We start from the raw sequence: 20850 nt of genomic DNA, 5'->3' as shown, positions 1-20850 counted from the left end.
GTGGAGACGCGCTCGGTCGGTCGATGGTTCTGTGGCGCCCTACGGTGCTCGCGGTATCTGACAGGGTGTCAGATGTTCATGAATTGAGGACAGCGGAAACGGCGGCGTCGGCCACGGTGCGGCACATACTGCAAGCGCTCGCAGAGATCGTCAAGGGGCCCCGCGCCTGCGGGAGTTGGCGGGAAGGGGCCGTTCCGGAAATCGTCGCGCAACCCATTGACCGACCTGCGAGCGCATGCAACCGTCCCTCCACGAACCGAACCGCTCCCACCGCCGAGCCGCTCGTGGAGGCCCCTATGGGCTATGCCGCCCCCTCCCGTCGCACCGCCCTGTCCGCCCTGCTCGCCTCCGGCCTCGGTGCCGCGCTGACCGGCTGCGGCGGGCCCGCGCGCTCCGTCGGCGCCGGTGGCACCGTGACGCTGCGCTATTTCTTCTGGGGCGACAGTGGCCGGGCCGACCTCATCAACAAGTGCATCGCGGTGTTCGAACGCGAGCATCCCAAGATCAAGGTGAAGTCGAGCTTCGCCGCGTTCGACTCCTTCTGGCCGAAGCTCAGCACCGCCGCCGCAGGCGGCAACCCGCCCGACGTGATGCACGTCGACTACGCCTGGGTCCGCACCCTCGGCGAGCACGGCGTACTCGCCGACCTGGGCCCGCACACCGGATCCGGCAAGGAGATCGACGCCTCGACGGTGATCCCGTCGCTGCGCACCGCCGGCAAGGTCGACGGCCGCCGCGTCGCGCTGCCGCTGGGCGCGAACTGCGTCTCCCTGATGTACGACGCCAAGACGTGGTCCGAGGCCGGTGCCCGCAAGCCGACGGGCCGGATGAGCTGGGACGCGTTCATGGAGCAGTCCCTGAAGGTGACCCGGTACGGCAGACGGCACGGCAGCCCCGTGCAGTACGGCATGGACAACCCCGGGCAGAACTACATGGGCCTGGAGGTCTGGATGCGCCAGCAGGGGCTCCAGATGTGGACCGACAAGGGCACGCTCGGCTTCGACCGGGACGACATGCGCCGCTACCTCACCCTGGTCGACGGCTGGCGCAAGGAGGGCGCGCTCGCGGGCCCCGACGCCGTACTCGAATCGCTGCCCGGCTTCCCCATCTCCACCCGCAGGGCCGCCTCCTACCTGGAGTGGGACAACCAGGTAGGAGGCCGCAGCGACATGCGCGGCAGCACGCTCTCCCTCGGCACGGTCCCCAGCGACACCGGGCGCTCCGGCATCTACGCCAAGCCGGGCATGCTGATCGCCGCGGCCGCGCAGAGTTCGTATCAGAGCGAGAGCGCGCGGTTCATCGACTTCATGGTCAACGACCGGCGGGTGGCGAAGATCCTCGGCACCAACATCGGCATGGCGCCCACCACGAGCCAGCAGGGCGCGGCCGACACCTCCGACCCGAAGGTGCGCCAGGTCCAGGCGTACGAGGAACAGGTCGCCAAGACGCTCGCCGCGACCCCGCCGCCGCCCGCCGACGGCGGCGCGTCCCTCAACGTCTATCTGCAGCGCGTCGCCGAGAAGCTCTTCTACGGAACTGTCTCCGTGGACCAGGCCGTGGATCTCTACTTCGACCAGTCGGAGGTCGTCCTCGCCTGACGGCAGGACCCCGCGCAGGACCTCGCCGCCCCTCTCTCGCCCCTCCCGAACCCGTACGGAGCCCTCATGGCCTCTACGACGACGACCGACGCCGCGATACCCCGCGCACGCCGCGGCGACTCCCCCTCGCCCCCACCGGGAAAGCGCCGCCGGAGCACGAACGACCGCTCCGCGTACGTCTTCCTCACCCCGTGGATGATCGGCGCGGCCGTGCTGACGCTCGGCCCGATGCTGTTCTCGCTCTACATGTCGTTCACGGACTACAACCTGTTCGACGCTCCGCGCTGGATCGGCCTCGACAACTACAAGCGGATCCTGTTCGACGATCCCGAGGTACGCGACACCGTAGGCGTGACGCTGCTCTACGTAGTGGTGGCGACGCCCCTGAAGCTGATCGCGGCGCTCGGCGTGGCCCTCCTGCTGCACACCCGCCGCAAGGGCCGCAACTTCTACCGGGCCGCCTTCTACATGCCGTCCCTGATCGGCGCGAGCGTCGGCGCGGCCATCGTGTGGCGGCTGCTGTTCTCCACCGGCAGCGTCGTCGACCGGTTCCTCGGCGGCTTCGGGATCCACACGGGCGGCTGGATCTCCAACCCCGACTGGTCGTTGATGTCCCTGGTCGCGCTCTCGGTCTGGCAGTTCGGCGCGCCCATGGTGATCTTCCTGGCTGCGCTCCAGCAGATCCCGCGCGATCTGTTCGAGGCGGCGGAGATCGACGGGGCGGGGCCCTGGCGCCGCTTCATCTCGGTCACGGTCCCCATGCTCTCCCCCGTGATCTTCTTCAACCTGGTCCTGGAGATGGTGCACGCCTTCCAGATGTTCAACTCGGCGTTCGTGCTCTCCAACGGAACCGGCGGCCCCGCGGGCTCCACCCACGTCTACTCGATGTACCTGTACGAACTCGGCTTCAACGACTTCCGGATGGGCTACGCGGCGGCCCTGACCTGGGTGCTGCTCCTGGTCGTCGGCGTGATCACCGCGGTGCTCTTCAAGACTTCGGGCCGCTGGGTCCACTACGCGGGCGAGGAGAAGTGACGATGGCCCCGACTACCAGCACGGCCACCACGCGTTCGACCTTGTGGCACGTGGGCGCGATCGCCCTGCTCCTGGTGCTGCTCTATCCGGTGTTCTGGGTGTTCACGGCGTCCGTGAAGCCCGCCGACGAGATCATCTCCAGCTTCAACCTGCTGCCATCGAAGCTGAGTTGGAGCGGATTCGGCACGGCGCTCGAAGGGATCGCCGAGGTTCCGGCGTGGCGCTTCTTCAGCAACTCCCTGCTGCTGGCGGTGGGTTCGGTGATCGGCAACGTACTGTCGTGCTCGATCGCCGCGTACGCCTTCGCGCGGCTGCGGTTCCGGGGTCGCGGCCCGATGTTCGCGGTGATGATCGGCACCATCCTGCTGCCGACCCACCTCCTGCTCATCCCGCAGTACACGATGTTCCAGCAGGTCGGCCTGGTCGACACCTACGTGCCGCTGCTCCTCGGCAAGTTCCTCGCCACGGACGCGTTCTTCGTTTTCCTGATGGTGCAGTTCGTACGCAACCTGCCGCGCAGCCTCGACGAGGCGGCGCTGATCGACGGCTGCGGGCACTTCCGAATCTTCGGCCACATCGTGCTTCCGCTGCTGCGGCCCGCACTCATCACCACGGCGATCTTCACCTTCATCTGGTCCTGGAACGACTTCTTCGCGCCGCTGATCTACCTCCAGTCGCCGGAGAAGTACCCGCTGCCGGTGGCGTTGCGCCTGTTCGTCGACTCGACGAGCAGCCAGGACTACGGGGCGATGCTCGGCATGTCGGTCCTCTCGCTGCTCCCGGTGATCGCGTTCTTCGTGGCGTTCCAGCGGCTGCTGATCGAGGGCGCGGCGACCTCCGGGGTGAAGGGATGAGCGAGGCGACTTCGGGGGTGCGGCGCGACACCCCGTACGGCGAGCGGTTCACGCTCTTCGCGGAGGTGCTGTGGATCGGGGTGCTGGTGGCGGCGGGGTCCTTGCTGCTGGTCACGTGGCCGGCGGCGATGGCGGCAGGTTGCGCGGCGGTACGTCGCTGCGTACCGGACGGCCCCTCGCCCGGCACGGCCCGCCGGTTCGTGGCGGACTTCCGCGGGGCGGTGCCGGGTGGGGTGCGGGTCGGCGCGGTCGGCCTGCTCGCCCTCGGCTTCCTGGGCGCGGACCTGCGCCTGGCGGCGGTCGCGGGGGACGTTCCGCTCTTCGGCGTACTGGCGGTGGTGATCGCGGGGGCGGCGGGGGCGGTGGTCGTGTATCAGGTTCGGATGGCGGCGACCTGGTCGCTCACGGGGCGCTGGGCGCGGCCTCTGCGGGATGGCCGGGGGACGTTGATGCTCGGCGGCGCGGTGCTCGTGTCGTCGGTGTGCGTCTGGCAGCTCGTGCTGTTGGCGCCTCTGGTGACGGGTGTGCTGGCGTTGGCCGCGGTGGCAGTCGACCGCCGCAACGCCTCGGGGCTCCGCCCCGAACCCCGCTGGTTCTCGTCCAAAGGCGGGGCTTGATTGTGGCCCAACTATCGCTGACGCGGCTTGATGTGCCGGCATTTCAGGGGCGCGGGGAACTGCGCAAACCACGGCGCGACGGAACCCGCCCACGAATCGGGACCACCCGCGGCGCACGCGCGAAAACGACCACGTGAGGGGAGACCGTCATGCGTAACGACGACCGGCAATCGGGCGGAGCCGCAAGCGCTGAGGAGGTCGCCGCCGACGCCGGCGTCTCCCCCTCCACCGTGAGCCGGTGCTTCGCCTCCCCGCACCAAGTGCGCCCGGAAACAAGGACCCGCGTCCTCGCGGCAGCGGAACGGCTCGGGTACCGCCCCAGCCGCATCGCCAGCTCGCTCGCCCGCGGGCGCACCCGCACGCTCGGGCTCATCGTGCCCGACATCGCCAATCCGTTCTTCGCGGTGATCGTGAAGGCCGTGCAGGCCCGCGCCCGCCGCAAGGACTACGCCGTGTTCCTCGCGGACACCGATGAACACCCCGACGACGAGTACGAGTTGGCGCTCACGCTCGCCCGCCAGGTCGACGGGCTGCTGCTCGTCGCCCCGCGGATGGACGGCGCCCGGCTCGGCGAGGTCGTCCGGCAGGTGCCGAGCGTCGCCGTGAACCGGAGCGTGTCCGGCGTGCCGTCGGTGGTCGCGCCCAGCGAGGACGGACTGCGCCAGGCGGTGGCGCATCTGCACGCGCTCGGCCACCGCCACCTCGCCCTGATCCTGGGGGCCCGCAACTCCTGGTCGAGCGAGCAGCGCGGCCACGCCGTCCGCCACGCCGCCGAGCAACTGGAGCTGAAGGTCACCGAGTTCGGCCCGCACGAGCCCAAGTTCCACACGGGCGCGCAGGTCGCCGACCTGGCGCTGGCCGCGGGCGCCACCGCGATCGTCGCGCACAACGACCTGATGGCGCTCGGCGTGTTGTCCCGCCTCGCCGACCGCGGGGTACGGGTGCCCGACGACGTCAGCGTCGTGGGCGCCGACGACACTCTCCTCGCCACGACGGCCACCCCCGCGCTCACGTCGGTCCGCATCCCGCTCGACGCGCTCGGCGAACGCGCCGTCGACCTGATGCTGCGCCGACTCGACGAACCGGACCGCGTACCCGAAGAGCTCGTCCTGGAAAGCGAGTTGATAGTCCGCCGCTCCACAGGCCCATTCCCCAAGCTCTCAACTGCGTTCGAGCAGGGGAGACCCCATTCGCGAAAGGAATCCTGACCCCCATGAAGCGTGCCGCGATCATCGGTACCGGTCACCGCGCCCAGATGTACACCAGGGCCCTGGCCGCCCGCCCCCACTACGACACAGTCCTCCTCGCGGACCCCAGCCCGACCCGCATCGCCCACCACAACCGGCTGCTCGGCTCGCTCGGCCGCGGGGAGGCGGCCACCTGCGACCCGTCGGACTTCGCGGCAGCCCTGCGTACGCACCGGATCGACGAGGTCGTCGTCACCACCGTCGACGCGACCCACCACACGTACATCAACACGGCGCTCGAAGCGGGCTGCCGGGTGGTGACGGAGAAGCCGATGACCACGGATGCGGAGAAGTGCCGCGCCATTCTCGACACGGTGGGCCGCACCGGCGGCGAGCTGTCCGTGGGCTTCAACTACCGCTACAACCCGGCCCACGAGAAGGTCTGGCAACTCCTCCACGACGGCGCGATCGGCGAGATCCGCTCGGTGCACTTCGAGTGGCTGCTCGACGTGCGGCACGGCGCCGACTACTTCCGCCGCTGGCACCGCGAGAAGCAGCACAGCGGCGGACTGCTCGTGCACAAGTCCGGCCACCACTTCGATCTCGTCAACTGGTGGCTGGGCGCGGCCCCTTCACGCGTGTACGCGGAGGGCGGACTCGTCTTCTACGGCCGCGACAACGGCGAGCGGACCGGCCTTCGCCGCGGCTATGTGCGGGCGCACGGTTCGCAGGAGGCGGCGGGCGACCCGTACGCGATCCATCTCGCCGACGACCCGAACCTCAAGTCCCTCTACGCGGACGCGGAGACGGCCGGCGACTCCGACTACGTCCGCGACCGGAACGTCTTCGGCGACGCCATCGACGTCGAGGACGACCTGTCGGTCCTGGTCCGTTACGACTCCGGGGCCACGATGACGTACCACCTCACGGCGTACTCGCCCTGGGAGGGGTACCGGGTGATGTTCAACGGGACCGGTGGGCGGCTCGAGTTGGAGGTCGAGGAGAACACGTGGCAGTCGCCGACGGTTGCCTCCGGCGGTTCGGCGGGGGCGTCGCACGGCGGGGTGGTCATGGACCGCCCCGGCCGTACGTCGATCCTGCTGCGGCCCCTTTGGGAGGCGCCGCGGGAGATTCCCTACGAGTGGTCGGCGGGGTCCCACGGTGGCGGGGACCTCCGCATGCTGAAGGAACTCTTCGGGCCGGTGGGGGACGGGTCGGACGACGGCGCGGTCCCTGCGGCGGGCAAGGGAGCCACCGCGCGCGACGGAGCCCTCGCCCTCGCGGTCGGCGTCGCCGGAAACGAGTCACTGACAACCGGCCTCCCGATGGAAACCGGCCACCTCTGGTGAACGCCTCGGGGCTCCGCCCCGGCCCCGCGCCTCAAACGCCGGCGGGGCTGTTGTTAAGCCCCTGCGGCGATTGAGCAGTGGGGTCCGGGGCAGAGCCCCGGGAGCGCAACCCCGGCTCGCGGTGTCAGTCCGTCGGGACCGTCACCAGCCACCGCGTCTCCCGCCGCGACCGGAGGTAAAGCGCCCAGTACAGGCTCGCCACCGCCATGATGCCGCCCGTCCACAGCAGGTACTCGACCTCCTGCTCGACGAGGATGTAGATCATCAGGGCGATCAGGACCACGGGGACCCCCGGCCACAACGGCATCCGCCACGCCGGCCGGCCCTTGTGAGCGCCACGGCGGGCGAAGAGCGCGGCCACCGCGACCAGCAGGTACATGCCGGTGACGGAGACGCCCGTCACGCCGTACAGGGTGTCGAGGTTGACGAAGCAGAGCGCCGCGCCGGGGACGCCGACGGCCAGCGTCGCGACCCACGGGGAGCCGAAGCGGCCGAGCCGGGACAGCGCGTTGTTGACCGGCCCCGGCCACGCCTTGTCGCGGGCCGAGGCGAACAGGACGCGGGAGTTCTGGATGACCATGACGATGCCCGCGTTGATGATGGCGAGTGCGACGCACAGCGAGACGAACGTGCCGACCGCCGAGTTCGACCAGGCCACGACCATCGTGCTGATGTCGCCCGAGGTGAGCGCCGTCAGGTCCTTCGCGCCCATGGTGATCGCGACGACCGGGACGAGGATGACGACCGTGGAGATGGCGAGCGTCGCGAGCACCGTGCGGGCCACGGACTTGCGGGGGTTCTCCAGTTCTTCGGAGAGGTAGACGGCCGTGGAGAAGCCCTGCGTGACGAAGAGGGCGATGGCCAGGCCGGAGACGACGAGCATGCCCGTCACCGCGTCCGTGTGGCCGTTCCCGCCCGCGATCTGCATCGAGCCGAGCGAGCCGACGCCGCGCTCGGCGTGCGCGAAGCCGAGGACCGCGACGAGGGCCGCCGCGATGACTTCGAGGGCGAGGAAGATGCCGGTGATCCACGCGTTGGCACGCAGGTCGAGCAGGCCCGCGAGGGTGGACAGCAGCATCACGCCCGCGCCCGCCATCGCCGGGTCGAGGTGGATCACCGGCTCCAGGTAGTCGGCCGTGCCCATCGCGATCACCGGCGGCACGATGAACACGACGAGCAGGGACAGGACGAAGACCAGCCAGCCGGCGAGGCGTCCCGCCAGCGTCGACACCATGGCGTACTCGCCGCCCGCGCTGGGGATGAGGGTGCCCAGCTCCGAGTAGAGGAAGGCCACGCCGATACAGATCAGCGAGCCGACGGCGATGGTGAGCGCGGTCGCGGTGCCGAGGCTGCCGAACAGGTCGGGGACGACAACAAAGAGCGAGGAGGCGGGCGTCACGCAGGACAGCGTGAGCAGGGTGCCTCCGACGACGCCGATGGAACGCTTGAGCTTCTGGGCCTGGGGTGCCGCTTCTGGTGGGGACGGAGGAGCGGCGGGGCGAAGCGTGTCGGTCATGAAGCGAATCCGATCGACTCGTGCGACAGGGCTGCGCCATGCAACCTCGCCGATATCCGAACGTCAACGCCTGTTTTCCTTCGGAATCCGCAGTACGCCTTCCGCCAACTACGCGCGGTGTGCGAGGGGTTCGCAAGAGGTTTGCAAAGGGTGCCGGGATTTACGCAGCGACTCCCGTGGATGACCTTCGTATCGAAGGTATACACGGGAGTCCACTTACGCCGCCCGGTTCATCCCCTACGTACGAGAACCGCAGCCGGAGCGCTGAAGTTCACAGCGAACTGTCCGTACTCCGGACGGCCCGGGAACCTCGGCAGGGTCCTCAGTGGTTGCTCGGGAACCCCAGGTCGACGCCCGAGGGAGCGTCGGCCGGGTCCGGCCAGCGGGTCGTGACGACCTTGCCGCGGGTGTAGAAGTGCGTGCCGTCGTTGCCGTAGATGTGGTGGTCGCCGAAGAGGCTGTCCTTCCAGCCGCCGAAGCTGTGGTAGCCCACCGGGACCGGGATCGGCACGTTGACGCCGACCATGCCGGCCTCGATCTCCAGCTGGAAGCGGCGGGCGGCGCCGCCGTCACGGGTGAAGATCGCCGTGCCGTTGCCGAACGGGGACGCGTTCATGAGGGCCACGCCCTCGTCGTACGTGTCGACGCGCAGCACGCACAGGACCGGGCCGAAGATCTCGTCCTGGTACGCCTTGGCGGACGTCGGGACGTTGTCGAGGAGGGAGAGGCCCACCCAGTGGCCGTTCTCGAAGCCGGGCACCGTGTGGTCGCTGCCGTCGAGGACGACCTCGCAGCCCTCGGCCGCCGCCCCCTTCACATAGGAGGCGACCTTGTCGCGGTGGGCGGCCGTGATGAGCGGGCCCATCTCGGACGTCGGGTCGTTGCCGGGACCGATCTTGATCTTCTCGGCGCGCTCCTTGATCTTCGCGACGAGCTCGTCGGCGATGGAGCCCACCGCGACGACCGCCGAGATCGCCATGCAGCGCTCGCCCGCCGAGCCGTACGCGGCCGAGACCGCGGCGTCGGCGGCCGCGTCCAGATCGGCGTCCGGCAGGACCAGCATGTGGTTCTTGGCGCCGCCGAGGGCCTGCACGCGCTTGCCGTTGGCGGAGGCCGTGGCGTGGATGTGGCGGGCGATCGGCGTCGAGCCCACGAAGGAGATCGCGGCGACGTCCGGGTGCTCCAGTAGGCGGTCGACGGCGACCTTGTCACCGTGGACGACGTTGAAGACGCCGTCGGGCAGACCGGCCTCCGAGAGCAGCTCGGCGATCTTCAGCGACGCCGAGGGGTCCTTCTCGGACGGCTTCAGGATGAAGGTGTTGCCGGTCGCGATGGCGATCGGGAACATCCACATCGGCACCATGGCCGGGAAGTTGAACGGCGTGATGCCGGCGACGACACCCAGCGGCTGCCGGATCGACGCCACGTCGACGCGGCTCGCGACCTGCGTCGACAGCTCGCCCTTCAGCTGCACGTTGATGCCGCAGGCCAGGTCGACGATCTCCAGGCCGCGGGCCACCTCGCCGAGCGCGTCGGAGTGCACCTTGCCGTGCTCGGCGGTGATCAGCTCGGCGATCGCGTCCCGGTTGGCGTCGAGCAGCGCGCGGAACCGGAAGAGGATCTCGGTGCGCTTGGCGAGGGACGACTGCCCCCAGGACGTGTACGCCTCCTTGGCGGTGGCGACGGCCGTGTCCACCTCGTCGACGCTCGCGAAGTCGACGTGCGTGGTGACGGCGCCGGTCGCCGGGTCGGTCACCCGACCGTGATTGCCGGACGCGCCCTCGACGGCCTTGCCGCCGATCCAGTGGTGGACCAACTTCGTGTCAGACATACGGGCAACTCCTGTGACGGCTACGTACTTCTCAGAGGTGGCGACGTCGGCCGGCGGCGTGCCGGTCGTACTTCTCGCGGGCCTCGACCGCGGCGCTGCGCTCCGCCGTCTCGGCCACAGGAACATCCCACCACGCCTGCGCGGGAGGCGGGCCCGACACTGTGTCTGACGTTTCGGTCTCCACGTAGACACATGTGGGGCGCGTGGCATCACGCGCCGCGGCGAGCGCTTCACGCAGGTCACGCACGGTCTTGGCGCGGTGCACCGTCATCCCCAGGCTGGCCGCGTTGGCGGCGAGGTCGACGGGCAGCGGCGCCCCCTCGTACGCGCCCTGCTCCCCCGCGAACCGGTACTGCGTGGCGAAGCCCTCGGCGCCGACGGACGCGGAGAGCCCGCCGATGGACGCGTACCCGTGGTTCTGCAGGATGACGACCTTGACCGGGATGTTCTCCTGGACGGCGGTGACGATCTCCGTCGGCAGCATCAGATACGTGCCGTCTCCGACGAGCGCCCACACGGGCCGGCCTGGCGCGGCGAGCGCGACACCGAGGGCGGCCGGGATCTCGTAGCCCATGCAGGAGTACCCGTACTCGACGTGGTACTGGTCGCGGGAGCGGGCCCGCCACAGCTTGTGGAGATCCCCGGGGAGCGAACCGGCGGCATTGATGAGGATGTCGTCCGCGGTCGCCAACTCGTCGAGTGCGCCGAGCACTTGGGACTGTGTCGGGCGTACGAGTTCGTCCTCGGCGGTGAAGCAGGCGTCGACGCGGTGCTCCCAGCGCTCTTTGTCCTCGGTGTACTCGGCGACGTACGCGGGCTCGGCGCGGTACCCGGCCGCTTCGGAACGCAGGGCGGTCAGCCCCGCGCGGGCGTCGGCGACGAGCGGGTGCGCGGACAGTTTGTGGGCGTCGAAGGCCGCGACGTTCAGGTTCAGGAAGCGGACGTCGGGGTTGGCGAAGAGCGTGCCGGAGGCCGTCGTGAAGTCCGTGTACCGGGTGCCGACGCCGATCACCAGGTCGGCGGTGCGGGCGAGTTCGTTGGCGGTGGCGGTGCCGGTGTGCCCGATGCCGCCGACGTCGGCGGGGTGGTCGTGCAGCAGCGAGCCCTTGCCCGCCTGGGTGGAGGCGACGGGGATGCGGGTGGCGTCGGCGAACTCCTTGAGGGCGGCCTCGGCGGCGCTGTGGTGGACGCCGCCACCGGCGACGAGAAGCGGGCGCCGTGAGCGCTTCAACTCCCTTACGGCATCGGCGAGTTCCTGCATATCCGGCTCGGGGCGGCGCACGGCCCAGATCCGCTCCCGGAAGAACTCCTCCGGCCAGTCGTACGCTTCCGCCTGCACGTCCTGCGGCAGCGCGAGCGTGACGGCGCCGGTGTCGACGGGGTCGGTGAGTACGCGCATGGCCTGGAGCGCGGCCGGGACGAGCCGCTCGGGCCGCTCGATCCGGTCGAAGTACTTCGAGACGGGCCGCAGGCAGTCGTTGACCGACACATCGCCCGCGTACGGCACTTCGAGCTGCTGGAGCACCGGGTCGGCGGGCCGGGCCGCGAACACGTCGCCGGGGAGCAGCAGTACGGGCAGGTGGTTGATGGTCGCGAGGGCGGCGCCGGTGACGAGGTTGGTGGCGCCGGGGCCGATCGAGGTGGTGACGGCGTGCGTGGACAGGCGGTCGCACTGGCGGGCGTAGCCGACGGCGGCGTGCACCATCGCCTGCTCGTTGCGGCCCTGGTGGAAGGGCATGACGGGGGGTGTGGGGGGTGTCCCCCCACTGGGCGCGGTGCCGTACTGGAGGAGCGCCTGGCCGAGCCCGGCCACGTTGCCGTGACCGAAGATGCCCCAGGTGGCGTCGATGAGGCGGTGCCGGGCGCCGTCGCGCTCCGTGTACTGGTTCGCCAGGAAGCGGACGAGGGCCTGGGCGACGGTGAGTCGTACCGTTCGGGTCGTCGTCATCGGTATCCCTCCGTGGCGTGATCGGGATGGAAGCAGATCTTCCACTCCCGCTCGTCCCCCGGTCCCGCCATGACGTTCAGGTAGTACATGGCGTGTCCCGGCTGGGCGATCGACGGGCCGTGCCAGCCGTCGGGCACGAGCACCGTGTCGCCGGTGCGGACCTCGGCGAGGAGGTCGGTGCCGCCGGGCCTCGACGGGGACACGCGCTGGTAGCCGTACCCCTCGGGAGCGCCCTCCCGCCCCTCGATCTCGAAGTAGTAGATCTCCTCGAGCAGCGTCTCCTCGCCCGGCCGGTGCTCGTCGTGCTTGTGCGGCGGGTACGAGGACCAGTTCCCGCCGGGGGTGATCACCTCGACTGCGATGAGCTGATCGCAGTCGAAGGCGTCGGCGGCGGCGAAGTTGCGCACCTGGCGGGCGCTCTGGCCGCCACCCCTGTCCTCGACGGAAACCTCCGGCGCGGGGCCGTAGCGGACGGGGAGTCGTCGACCGCATTTCGCTCCTGCCAGGGCGAACCGGCCTCCCGCACCGGAGGAGATCTCCACGCTGGTGTCGCGCGGTACGTAGGCGAAGTCACTCACCGAACCGAATACGCTGCCCCTGCCCGCCAGTTCGAGGTTCATCCCCTCCGCGCGGACCGAACATCCGCCGGAGAGCGGCAGCACGATCCACTCGCTCTCCCCGGTGTCGAAGGCGTGCCCCTGCCCGGCCGCGAGTTCGAGAATCCGCAGCCCGGCCCGGGACCAGCCGGCCTTGTCGGGATCGACGGACAGGGCGTAGGCCCCGTCGGCGGCGCTACCGCGTGGAAGGTGCGTCATCTCTCTACTCTCCTCCTGGGGGTCGCGCCGAAGGGGATGGAACGATCTCCGTCGCCCCGTCAGATCTAGACCTGCCCGGGCCCCCTGTCAATACTTTGTCCTGACATCCGGACCACACCGTGTCGGTTCGGCGCCCGCCTATCCACTTACGCGCCGGAGCATGCGCCGATGGCGCGCCCCCTTTGCATCATTCGCGTCACAAACGCCCCCATCGCGTCACACATGTCAGGCCTACGCGGGTTCTGCGTCACAGAGGTCCCACAGGCCCTCCCTTCACCACGGGTCACCTCGTTCTCCGGGCACAGGCTGAGTTGATCACGGGCGGCACCCCCGAGCCGCCGTGAGCACCGGCAGGGAGGAGCCACCATGAGCGACCGCAGGCTCTGGTCGTACAAGGACATCGCCGCACACATCCGCGTGCAGCCCGACACCGTCCGCTCGTACCGCAAGCACGGCCTGCTGCCCCCGCCCGACCACGTCGAGTCGGGCAAGCCCTACTGGTACGCCGACACGGTCCGCGCCTGGGTGGCCTCCCGGCCGAGCAACCGGGGCCGCAAGGACTGAACCGGGGCGCCGGGCCGTACGCACGCACGACCCGGCGCCCACACTGCGACCCATCCGCCCCCGCCATAAACTTCGGACAAATCACCCAAGGTGACCGTAAGTTGTCGGCAGGCGGAGGGATCGCAGCAGTGACGCAGCCCCAACAGCCCTTCGGGGCATCCCAGGCCCGGATTCCGCAGCAGTCGCCCCCGCCGGGGCCGCAGATCCGCCCGGGACTCTGGAAGCGCTGCCTGTGGGGCGGCCTGGCGCTGTGGGCGCTGACGGCGATCGTCACGTACGCGACGCAGAACACCACCCTGCTCCCGACGCTCATCATGCTCGGCAGCTTCCTGACCCCGGCGGTCTTCGTGCTCTGGGCGTACGAGCGGCACGGCCGCGACCTGGGCGTGATCCTGATCCTGGGCTGCTTCCTGGTGGGCGGCATCCTCGGCGTCCTCGGGGCGTCGGTGATGGAGTACTACCTCGTACACCCCTCGGTGTGGATGTTCGTGGCCGTCGGCCTGATCGAGGAGGCGGTCAAGCTGCTCGCCCTCATCTACGTACTCCACCGCCACCCGCACATCAGCGGACTGCGCGCGGGACTGGTCCTGGGCGCCACGGTCGGCTTCGGCTTCGCCGCCTTCGAGAGCGCGGGCTACGCGTTCAACGCGGCGATCACCATGAAGGGCATCGACCTGCGGGCCCTCCTGGAGACGGAGGTCCTGCGCGGCCTCCTCGCCCCCTTCGGCCACGGCCTGTGGACGGCGATCTCGGCAGCGGTCCTCCTGTCCTTCCGCCGCCCGGACGGCCGCTACCGCTTCGCGGCCCCGGTGATCGGCACCTACCTGGGCGTCTCGCTCCTGCACGCGCTCTGGGACTCGATGCACGGCATCGCGATCTGGCTGGTCGCCCGGCTGACCACCACGAGCCTGGACCGCGCGCTCTTCGCCGAGGGCTACATCCCGAAGCCGACCGGGACCCAGCAGCACCTCTTCACGCTCTTCTCGGTCGGCGGTCTTGTCATCATCACGCTCCTGGCACTCACCTGGGTGCGCTCACTCGCACGCCGCGATCCTTCTTGGAAGAGTACCCCCTAGGGGTATAGGGTCGAGCGCATCAGAAGACTCACCCCACCACCAAGGAGTACGCCATGAGCAGCGCCCACACCGAGCTCCCCCAGGTCGACAGCGAGCCCGCCGGCTCCTGCTGCGGCGGCGCCTGCCACTCCGACGCCGCACCCCCGACCGCCGAGGGCGCCTTCACCGCCGTGTACGAGGTCAAGGGCATGACGTGCGGCCACTGCGAGGGCGCGGTGGCCGACGAGATCCTGGAGCTCGCCGACGTGGCCTCGGTCCAGGCGAGCGCGGCAACCGGCCAGGTCACGGTCGTCTCCACCGCCCCGCTCGACGAGGAGGCGGTTCGCGCCGCGGTGGACGAGGCGGGCTACGAACTCGTCTGAGATCTGCGCAGATTTATGCAGATACCTGCCGAGAACTCTGGACCTCCACACAATCCACACGGCACAATTGCAGCACTCACCCACAGAGGCCGATATCCACATATCGGATCCCTTGCGCACGCATGGGACATATGCAAGAGACGCAGATCACACCGATCTGAACGTAACCCTTTGCGGCTCTCGTGAGTCTAAGGAGGCGATGCAGGAACGTCTTGGGGGACGTTTCCGCATCGGAGGGACCCGCCTTGGGGGGCGGTCCCGACAGCGTTGGCCGGGGCACGTGCGCCGGGAAGCTTGAGCGGCCCGCCCGGCGGTACGTGTTCCGGCGGCCGACGCACCACAGACCCCCAGGCCGGATCCCGTGGGGGGAATCCGACCCGGGTAAAGGAAAGCGCCCCGACTGTCGGCCCGTGGGGGGACCGACAGCGGGGCGCTCTCTGCTGGCCGCAGTGTGGCCGTGAACTGTTGCGGTGGGGCGGGGTTACGGTTTCGGGGCTCTGCCCCGGACCCCGCGCCTCAATCGCCGGCGAGGCTTAATGTGCCCAACCGGCGCTCGGGGAAGATCAGTCAGCGCCCTTCGACCGGGATGAAGTCGCGTTCGACGACGCCCGTGTAGATCTGGCGCGGGCGGCCGATGCGCGAACCCGGCTCCTTGATCATCTCGTGCCACTGGGCGATCCAGCCCGGAAGCCGGCCGAGGGCGAAGAGGACCGTGAACATCTCGGTCGGGAAGCCCATGGCCCGGTAGATCAGACCGGTGTAGAAGTCGACGTTCGGGTAGAGCTTGCGCTCGACGAAGTACTCGTCGGCCAGCGCGTGCTCCTCCAGCTTCAGCGCGATGTCGAGCAGCTCGTCGGACTTGCCGAGCGCCGAGAGGACATCGTGCGCCGCCGCCTTGATGATCTTCGCCCGCGGGTCGAAGTTCTTGTAGACGCGGTGCCCGAAGCCCATGAGCTTCACGCCGTCTTCCTTGTTCTTCACCTTGCGGATGAACTCGTCGACGTCGCCGCCGGCGGCCTGGATGCCCTCGAGCATCTCCAGGACGGAAGCGTTGGCGCCACCGTGCAGCGGACCCCACAGCGCGGAGATACCGGCGGAGATCGACGCGAACATGTTGGCCTGCGACGAGCCCACCAGGCGCACCGTGGACGTCGAGCAGTTCTGCTCGTGGTCCGCGTGCAGGATGAGCAGCTTCTCGAGGGCGGAGACGACGACCGGGTCCGGCACGTACTCCTGGGCCGGCACCGAGAACGTCATGCGCAGGAAGTTCTCGACGTAGCCGAGGTCGTTGCGCGGGTAGACGAACGGGTGGCCGATCGACTTCTTGTAGGCGTACGCCGCGATCGTCGGCAGCTTCGCGAGGAGCCGGATCGTGGAGAGGTGACGCTGCTGCTCGTCGAACGGGTTGTGGCTGTCCTGGTAGAAGGTGGACAGCGCGGAGACCACGGAGGACAGCATGGCCATCGGGTGGGCGTCCCGCGGGAAGCCGTCGAAGAACCGCTTCACGTCCTCGTGCAGGAGCGTGTGCCCGGTGATCTCGTTCTTGAAGGCGGAGAGCTCGTCGACCGTCGGGAGCTCGCCGTTGATCAGCAGGTAGGCGACCTCGGTGAAGGTCGAGTTCTCGGCCAGCTGCTCGATCGGGTAGCCGCGGTAGCGGAGGATGCCCTCTTCACCGTCGAGATAGGTGATCGCGGATTTGTACGCGGCGGTGTTGCCGTAGCCGCTGTCCAGGGTCACCAGGCCCGTCTGGGCTCGCAGCTTCCCGATGTCGAAGCCCTGGTCGCCCACGGTGCTGTCGATCACCGGGTAGGTGTACTCGTCGTCGCCGTACTGGAGTACTACAGCCTTCTCGTTCTGCTCGCTCACGTCATCCCTCACCGACGTAGTGCCTCTTCTTCGAGGTGCCCTGACTGTCTCTACCTTCCCCCACTTGGACCAGCAGAGTGCACTCGGGGTCGACCATGGGGCCCATTGGCGGCACTCAGTGCCGCCAACTTGCTCATCCTGCCCCCTTCGCCCTGGTTCCGGAAGTCCTTGTGACCTTCGTGACTCATCTGATCGATCAAATCTTTTGGGCAGCGGTGCCCGACAGCCGGAAATTCAGGGCGGTACACCGCCTTCCGGCCGAAATCGTACGCACCGCCTGGCCGATCGCTCTGCGCGAACCGACCAGGACGACGAGCTTCTTGGCGCGCGTGACCGCCGTGTAGAGGAGGTTGCGCTGGAGCATCATCCAGGCCCCCGTCGTGACGGGGATCACCACGCACGGGTACTCGCTGCCCTGGGAGCGGTGGATGGTCACAGCGTAGGCATGGGCCAGCTCGTCCAGCTCGTCGAAGTCATAGGGGACCTCCTCGTCCTCATCGGTGCGGACGGTGAGTCTCTGCTCCTCGGCGTCCAGGGACGTGACGACACCGACCGTGCCGTTGAAGACGCCGTTCGCCCCCTTCTCGTAGTTGTTCCGGATCTGGGTCACCTTGTCCCCCACCCGGAAGACGCGGCCACCGAAGCGCTTCTCGGGCACGTCCGGGCGTCCTGGCGTGATCGCCTGCTGGAGCAGCCCGTTGAGATTGCCCGCCCCGGCGGGGCCGCGGTGCATTGGCGCGAGCACCTGGACGTCGCGCCGCGGGTCGAGGCCGAACGTGGCGGGGATCCGGCGGGCCGCGACGTCGACGGTGAGCCGGCCTGCCTCCTCGGTGTCGTCCTCGACGAAGAGGAAGAAGTCCTTCAGGCCCTGGGTCAGGGGCTGCTGCCCGGAGTTGATGCGGTGGGCGTTCGTGACGACGCCGGACTCCTGGGCCTGCCGGAAGATACGGGTGAGCCGCACCGCAGGCACGGGGCTCTCCTCGGCCAGCATGTCGCGCAGCACCTCCCCCGCCCCGACGCTCGGCAGCTGGTCCACATCGCCCACGAACAGCAGATGCGCCCCGGGCGCCACCGCCTTCGCCAGCTTGTTGGCGAGCAGCAGGTCGAGCATCGAGGCCTCGTCGACCACGACGAGGTCCGCGTCGAGCGGCCGCTCCTTGTCGTACGCGGCGTCCCCGCCCGGCTTCAGCTCCAGGAGGCGGTGCACGGTGGAGGCCTCGGCCCCGGTCAGCTCGGCGAGCCGCTTGGCGGCGCGGCCCGTGGGCGCGGCGAGCACGACCTTGGCGCGCTTGGCGCGGGCCAACTCCACGACGGACCGCACCGTGAACGACTTTCCGCAGCCGGGGCCGCCCGTGAGCACGGCGACCTTCTTGCTGAGCGCGAGCTTGACCGCCTCCTCCTGCTCGGGCGCGAGCTGCGCCCCCGTACGGTCGGCGAGCCACGCGAGTGCCTTGTCCCACGCGACGTCCTGGAAGGCGGGCATCCGGTCGTCCTGTGTGCGCAGCAGTCTGAGCAGCTGGGCGGAGAGGGCGAGCTCGGCCCGGTGGAAGGGGACCAGGTAGATCGCGGTGACCGGCTCGCCGTCCTCGCCCGGCACCGTCTCGCGTACCACGCCGGGTTCGCCGGAATCCTCGTCCGGCAGGGCCAGTTCGGCGAGGCAGTCGATGACGAGGCCGGTGTCGACCTGGAGCAGCTTCACGGCGTCGGCGATGAGCCGCTGCTCGGGCAGGAAGCAGTGCCCCTGGTCGGTGGATTGCGAAAGAGCGTACTGGAGACCGGCCTTGACCCGCTCCGGGCTGTCGTGCGGAATGCCCACGGACTGGGCGATGCGGTCGGCGGTGAGGAAACCGATGCCCCAGACGTCGGAGGCGAGGCGGTACGGCTGGTTCTTCACGACGGAGATCGACGCGTCGCCGAACTTCTTGTAAATGCGCACGGCGATGGACGTGGAGACATCGACGCTCTGCAGGAAGACCATCACCTCCTTGATGGCCTTCTGTTCCTCCCACGCGTCGGCGATCTTCTTCGTCCGCTTGGGGCCGAGCCCCGGCACCTCGATGAGCCGTTTCGGCTCCTGCTCGATGACGTCGAGGGTGTCGAGCCCGAAGTGCTGTGTGATGCGGTCGGCGAAGACCGGTCCGATGCCCTTGACCAGGCCGGATCCGAGGTAGCGGCGGATGCCCTGGATCGTGGCCGGAAGGATTGTCGAGTAATTCTCGACAGTGAATTGCTTGCCGTACTGCGGGTGGGAGCCCCAACGGCCCTCCATCCGCAGCGACTCCCCCACCTGCGCCCCGAGGAGCGCGCCGACGACGGTCAGCAGATCCCCGGCGCCTCTGCCGGTGTCGACCCGGCCGACCGTGTACCCGCTCTCCTCGTTGGCGTACGTGATCCGCTCGAGGACGCCCTCGAGCCGCGCCATCTGCCGTGCCCCGGCAGCCGCCTGCTGCTTCGCCATGATCCGACGGTAGCGGTGGGGTGTGACAACGGACAGGGCCTGTCACGGAGCCGGGCCGACCGATGAGTCCTGCCCCGCCGCGCGGTCATACAGGCGAACATCACACACCCCGGCAGACAGGACCGCGCTCATGACCTCCGTCAAAGGCCCCGCCTCCTACTTCCCCTCCATCGAGAAGAAGTACGGACAGCCCGTCTCCCACTGGCAGAACGCCATCCGTACGTCGCCGCTCACCCAGCACATGGAACTCGTGAACTGGCTCAAGAGCGAGTACGCGCTCGGGCACGGGCACGCCAACGCGCTGGTGGCGTACACGCTCGCCGAGGATCGCGCCGGGCGGTGAGCGAGGAACTCTCGGGTGGGGGCGGACCGTTGGGACCACGGAACACCGCATCCGTGCGCGCCGCGAACCCAAGGAGCTCCGTGACCGAATCCGCCGCAGCATCCCCCACCCCCGCCGCCGGCCTGCCCCCGCTCCCCTCGCCCGCCGCCCAGGCCGAGCGGCTCATCGGGCTCGGGGTGCACGACACGGCGGGGCTCGCCGCCGACGACGTGCGGGCTTTCGCCGAGAAGGCCGCGGCGCAAGACGGTGACGTGCTGCTCGTCGTCCACCCCGACCGGGCGCCCGCATCGGCGCTCGCCCCGCTGCTGCGCCGTGGCGACAAGCCCGGATTCGTCGTCGTCGACATGCCCGACGTGGACCGTTTCACGCCGCTCGGCTCCGTCGACGTGCCCGACGCCCCGCTCTACCTCGTCGCCAGGCCCGACCGCGGGGACGACATGGCCAACTGGAGCCCGGACGAGGCGCTGCCCGCCCTCACCGAGCGGGGCCGTACGCCGCTGCTGCTCACCGAGGGCATCCACTGGCTGCTCCAGCAGCCCGAGGCCCTGGAGCGCAACCGCTGCTTCATGACGATCGGCTCCCGACTGCCCAAGGCCAACGGCACCCTCGACGCCCGCACCCCTGCGATCTGGATCAGCAACGGCACGGGCCGCGACGGCCGTGAGCGCCGCGACGCCCCCAAGGTCGGCTGGTGCTGGGCGGGCAACCGCCACACCTGGCTGGGCTTCGCGTCGACCGCCCGGCGCCGGAGCGGCGACACCCGGCCCTGAGGATCAGATGCCGCCCATCGGCTCCGGGTCGACGCGGATGGGGGTTCCCCACACCCGCACGACCTCGTAGTCCGTGAACTCGTGGACGAGGCGGTACGCCATCGCCGCGTCCGGGCGGCGGCGCTGTGCCGCCAGGTAGAGGTCCGCCTCGTGGCGGTCGTGGCGGGGGGTGCCGCAGAGCTGCCACACCTGCCCGTTCCACATCTCCGGGATCCAGCGCTGCTGGGGCTGCGGGCGGTCCTCGCGGGTGCCGTAGCGGGAGAGCACGGGGCGCTCGTCCGTGGGGCGGCGGGCCGGGCCGGCGTCGCCGGAGATCTGGGAGCGGCGGGCCTTGCGGCGGCGGGTCTCGCAGAACAGGCACAGGTCGGGGGCGGATTCCTCGACCGGGCCGTACGGGTGTTCCTTGCAGCGGGTCGTGGGCTTCTCGCCGGCCACGGCGTCGTCGAGCTGGGCGAGGGCGCGGGTCAGGTCGTCGCGGACCTCGTGCAGCGTGTCGTCCGGGGTGTCGCCGGTGAGCTTCTCGCCGTGCTCGCCGAGCACGCGGAGCGCTCGGCCGAGCGTGGTGAGCTGCGCGTGATTCATGCCCCCACCTTCGCACGCGGCACCGACAATCCCGGTCGCCCGGCAACGTGGTTACGGCCACGGGGCTCCGCCCCGGTCC

Annotated in this window: 18 protein-coding genes; 11 read left to right on the top strand and 7 right to left on the bottom strand. The window is 69.7% G+C overall.

Going from position 1 to position 20850, the window contains the following annotated elements; translation table 11 throughout:
* Positions 1-296 precede the first annotated feature (296 nt).
* From ABT004_RS30635 to ABT004_RS30610, 6 genes are all read left to right on the top strand, one after another.
* The gene (locus tag ABT004_RS30635; RefSeq protein ID WP_351343149.1) at positions 297-1598 is read left to right on the top strand and encodes an ABC transporter substrate-binding protein; all 1302 of its coding nucleotides are present in this window, start codon (positions 297-299) and stop codon (positions 1596-1598) included.
* Positions 1599-1664: 66 nt separating this feature from the next.
* Positions 1665-2633 carry a carbohydrate ABC transporter permease gene (locus ABT004_RS30630; RefSeq protein WP_351343147.1) on the top strand — a complete coding sequence of 323 codons (969 nt, stop codon included), beginning with the start codon at positions 1665-1667 and terminating at the stop codon, positions 2631-2633.
* 2 nt (positions 2634-2635) lie between these two features.
* The gene (locus ABT004_RS30625) at positions 2636-3487 is read left to right on the top strand and encodes a carbohydrate ABC transporter permease (protein WP_351343145.1); all 852 of its coding nucleotides are present in this window, start codon (positions 2636-2638) and stop codon (positions 3485-3487) included.
* Positions 3484-4104, top strand: a complete 621-nt coding sequence (locus ABT004_RS30620) for a hypothetical protein (RefSeq protein ID WP_351343143.1) — start codon at positions 3484-3486, stop codon at positions 4102-4104. Before ABT004_RS30625 ends, ABT004_RS30620 begins: the two co-directional genes overlap by 4 nt.
* A gap of 149 nt (positions 4105-4253) precedes the next feature.
* On the top strand, positions 4254-5312 hold the full coding sequence (locus ABT004_RS30615; protein ID WP_351343142.1) for a LacI family DNA-binding transcriptional regulator: 1059 nt from the start codon (positions 4254-4256) through the stop codon (positions 5310-5312).
* 5 nt (positions 5313-5317) lie between these two features.
* Entirely contained in the window at positions 5318-6640 is a 1323-nt protein-coding gene (locus ABT004_RS30610; RefSeq protein WP_351343140.1) for a Gfo/Idh/MocA family oxidoreductase, read from the top strand.
* Between the two features lie 124 nt (positions 6641-6764).
* On the opposite strand, the gene ABT004_RS30605 is transcribed toward ABT004_RS30610, so the two are convergent.
* The 4 genes from ABT004_RS30605 to iolB all read right to left on the bottom strand — a co-directional run bounded on the left by ABT004_RS30605 (position 6765) and on the right by iolB (position 12750).
* Positions 6765-8156 (bottom strand): APC family permease, encoded by a 1392-nt coding sequence (locus ABT004_RS30605; protein ID WP_351343138.1) that lies wholly within the window; start codon positions 8154-8156, stop codon positions 6765-6767.
* Positions 8157-8478: 322 nt separating this feature from the next.
* Positions 8479-9987 (bottom strand): CoA-acylating methylmalonate-semialdehyde dehydrogenase, encoded by a 1509-nt coding sequence (locus ABT004_RS30600; RefSeq protein WP_351343136.1) that lies wholly within the window; start codon positions 9985-9987, stop codon positions 8479-8481.
* 31 nt (positions 9988-10018) lie between these two features.
* The gene (gene iolD, locus ABT004_RS30595) at positions 10019-11935 is read right to left on the bottom strand and encodes a 3D-(3,5/4)-trihydroxycyclohexane-1,2-dione acylhydrolase (decyclizing) (protein WP_351343135.1); all 1917 of its coding nucleotides are present in this window, start codon (positions 11933-11935) and stop codon (positions 10019-10021) included.
* Complete coding sequence (gene iolB / locus ABT004_RS30590; protein WP_351343133.1) at positions 11932-12750, bottom strand: 5-deoxy-glucuronate isomerase; 819 nt, start codon at positions 12748-12750, stop codon at positions 11932-11934. The genes iolD and iolB overlap by 4 nt, the downstream gene beginning before the upstream one ends.
* A 366-nt stretch (positions 12751-13116) precedes the next feature.
* Here iolB and ABT004_RS30585 point away from each other — a divergent pair, with 366 nt between their 5' ends.
* From ABT004_RS30585 to ABT004_RS30575, 3 genes are all read left to right on the top strand, one after another.
* A complete protein-coding gene (locus ABT004_RS30585; protein ID WP_351343131.1) occupies positions 13117-13314 on the top strand; it encodes a helix-turn-helix transcriptional regulator in 198 nt (65 codons plus the stop codon).
* A 128-nt stretch (positions 13315-13442) separates the two neighbouring features.
* On the top strand, positions 13443-14390 hold the full coding sequence (locus tag ABT004_RS30580) for a PrsW family intramembrane metalloprotease (protein ID WP_351343130.1): 948 nt from the start codon (positions 13443-13445) through the stop codon (positions 14388-14390).
* Positions 14391-14443: 53 nt separating this feature from the next.
* Entirely contained in the window at positions 14444-14752 is a 309-nt protein-coding gene (locus ABT004_RS30575) for a heavy-metal-associated domain-containing protein (RefSeq protein ID WP_351343128.1), read from the top strand.
* Positions 14753-15319: 567 nt separating this feature from the next.
* Here ABT004_RS30575 and ABT004_RS30570 read toward each other — a convergent pair.
* Both ABT004_RS30570 and recD2 read right to left on the bottom strand, forming a co-directional pair.
* Positions 15320-16630 carry a citrate synthase gene (locus ABT004_RS30570; RefSeq protein WP_351343126.1) on the bottom strand — a complete coding sequence of 437 codons (1311 nt, stop codon included), beginning with the start codon at positions 16628-16630 and terminating at the stop codon, positions 15320-15322.
* Between the two features lie 184 nt (positions 16631-16814).
* A complete protein-coding gene (gene recD2 / locus ABT004_RS30565) occupies positions 16815-19076 on the bottom strand; it encodes an SF1B family DNA helicase RecD2 (protein WP_351343124.1) in 2262 nt (753 codons plus the stop codon).
* Positions 19077-19206: 130 nt separating this feature from the next.
* Here recD2 and ABT004_RS30560 point away from each other — a divergent pair, with 130 nt between their 5' ends.
* Together ABT004_RS30560 and ABT004_RS30555 are read left to right on the top strand one after the other, a co-directional pair.
* Positions 19207-19419, top strand: coding sequence for a DUF4287 domain-containing protein (locus tag ABT004_RS30560; RefSeq protein ID WP_351343122.1), 213 nt, complete (start codon positions 19207-19209; stop codon positions 19417-19419).
* 80 nt (positions 19420-19499) lie between these two features.
* Positions 19500-20189 (top strand): DUF5701 family protein, encoded by a 690-nt coding sequence (locus ABT004_RS30555; protein ID WP_351343120.1) that lies wholly within the window; start codon positions 19500-19502, stop codon positions 20187-20189.
* Positions 20190-20192: 3 nt separating this feature from the next.
* Here ABT004_RS30555 and ABT004_RS30550 read toward each other — a convergent pair whose 3' ends face one another.
* Positions 20193-20771 carry a hypothetical protein gene (locus ABT004_RS30550; RefSeq protein WP_351343118.1) on the bottom strand — a complete coding sequence of 193 codons (579 nt, stop codon included), beginning with the start codon at positions 20769-20771 and terminating at the stop codon, positions 20193-20195.
* Between the last annotated feature and the right edge of the window lie 79 nt (positions 20772-20850).

It is taken from the genome of Streptomyces sp. NPDC002790 (genome assembly GCF_040295505.1).
Classification (GTDB): Bacteria; Actinomycetota; Actinomycetes; order Streptomycetales; family Streptomycetaceae; genus Streptomyces.
This window is presented reverse-complemented; position numbering and strand designations above follow the sequence as displayed.

Excerpts from the sequence above, each read along its gene's own strand:
- ABT004_RS30615 (WP_351343142.1), top strand. The coding sequence starts at position 4,254 with ATGCGTAACGACGACCGGCAATCGGGCGGAGCCGCAAGCGCTGAGGAG.
- ABT004_RS30575 (WP_351343128.1), top strand. The coding sequence starts at position 14,444 with ATGAGCAGCGCCCACACCGAGCTCCCCCAGGTCGACAGCGAGCCCGCC.
- recD2 (WP_351343124.1), bottom strand. The coding sequence starts at position 19,076 with ATGGCGAAGCAGCAGGCGGCTGCCGGGGCACGGCAGATGGCGCGGCTC.
- ABT004_RS30635 (WP_351343149.1), top strand. The coding sequence starts at position 297 with ATGGGCTATGCCGCCCCCTCCCGTCGCACCGCCCTGTCCGCCCTGCTC.
- ABT004_RS30585 (WP_351343131.1), top strand. The coding sequence starts at position 13,117 with ATGAGCGACCGCAGGCTCTGGTCGTACAAGGACATCGCCGCACACATC.
- ABT004_RS30625 (WP_351343145.1), top strand. The coding sequence starts at position 2,636 with ATGGCCCCGACTACCAGCACGGCCACCACGCGTTCGACCTTGTGGCAC.
- iolB (WP_351343133.1), bottom strand. The coding sequence starts at position 12,750 with ATGACGCACCTTCCACGCGGTAGCGCCGCCGACGGGGCCTACGCCCTG.
- ABT004_RS30610 (WP_351343140.1), top strand. The coding sequence starts at position 5,318 with ATGAAGCGTGCCGCGATCATCGGTACCGGTCACCGCGCCCAGATGTAC.
- ABT004_RS30560 (WP_351343122.1), top strand. The coding sequence starts at position 19,207 with ATGACCTCCGTCAAAGGCCCCGCCTCCTACTTCCCCTCCATCGAGAAG.
- ABT004_RS30600 (WP_351343136.1), bottom strand. The coding sequence starts at position 9,987 with ATGTCTGACACGAAGTTGGTCCACCACTGGATCGGCGGCAAGGCCGTC.
- ABT004_RS30630 (WP_351343147.1), top strand. The coding sequence starts at position 1,665 with ATGGCCTCTACGACGACGACCGACGCCGCGATACCCCGCGCACGCCGC.
- iolD (WP_351343135.1), bottom strand. The coding sequence starts at position 11,935 with ATGACGACGACCCGAACGGTACGACTCACCGTCGCCCAGGCCCTCGTC.
- ABT004_RS30605 (WP_351343138.1), bottom strand. The coding sequence starts at position 8,156 with ATGACCGACACGCTTCGCCCCGCCGCTCCTCCGTCCCCACCAGAAGCG.
- ABT004_RS30620 (WP_351343143.1), top strand. The coding sequence starts at position 3,484 with ATGAGCGAGGCGACTTCGGGGGTGCGGCGCGACACCCCGTACGGCGAG.
- ABT004_RS30550 (WP_351343118.1), bottom strand. The coding sequence starts at position 20,771 with ATGAATCACGCGCAGCTCACCACGCTCGGCCGAGCGCTCCGCGTGCTC.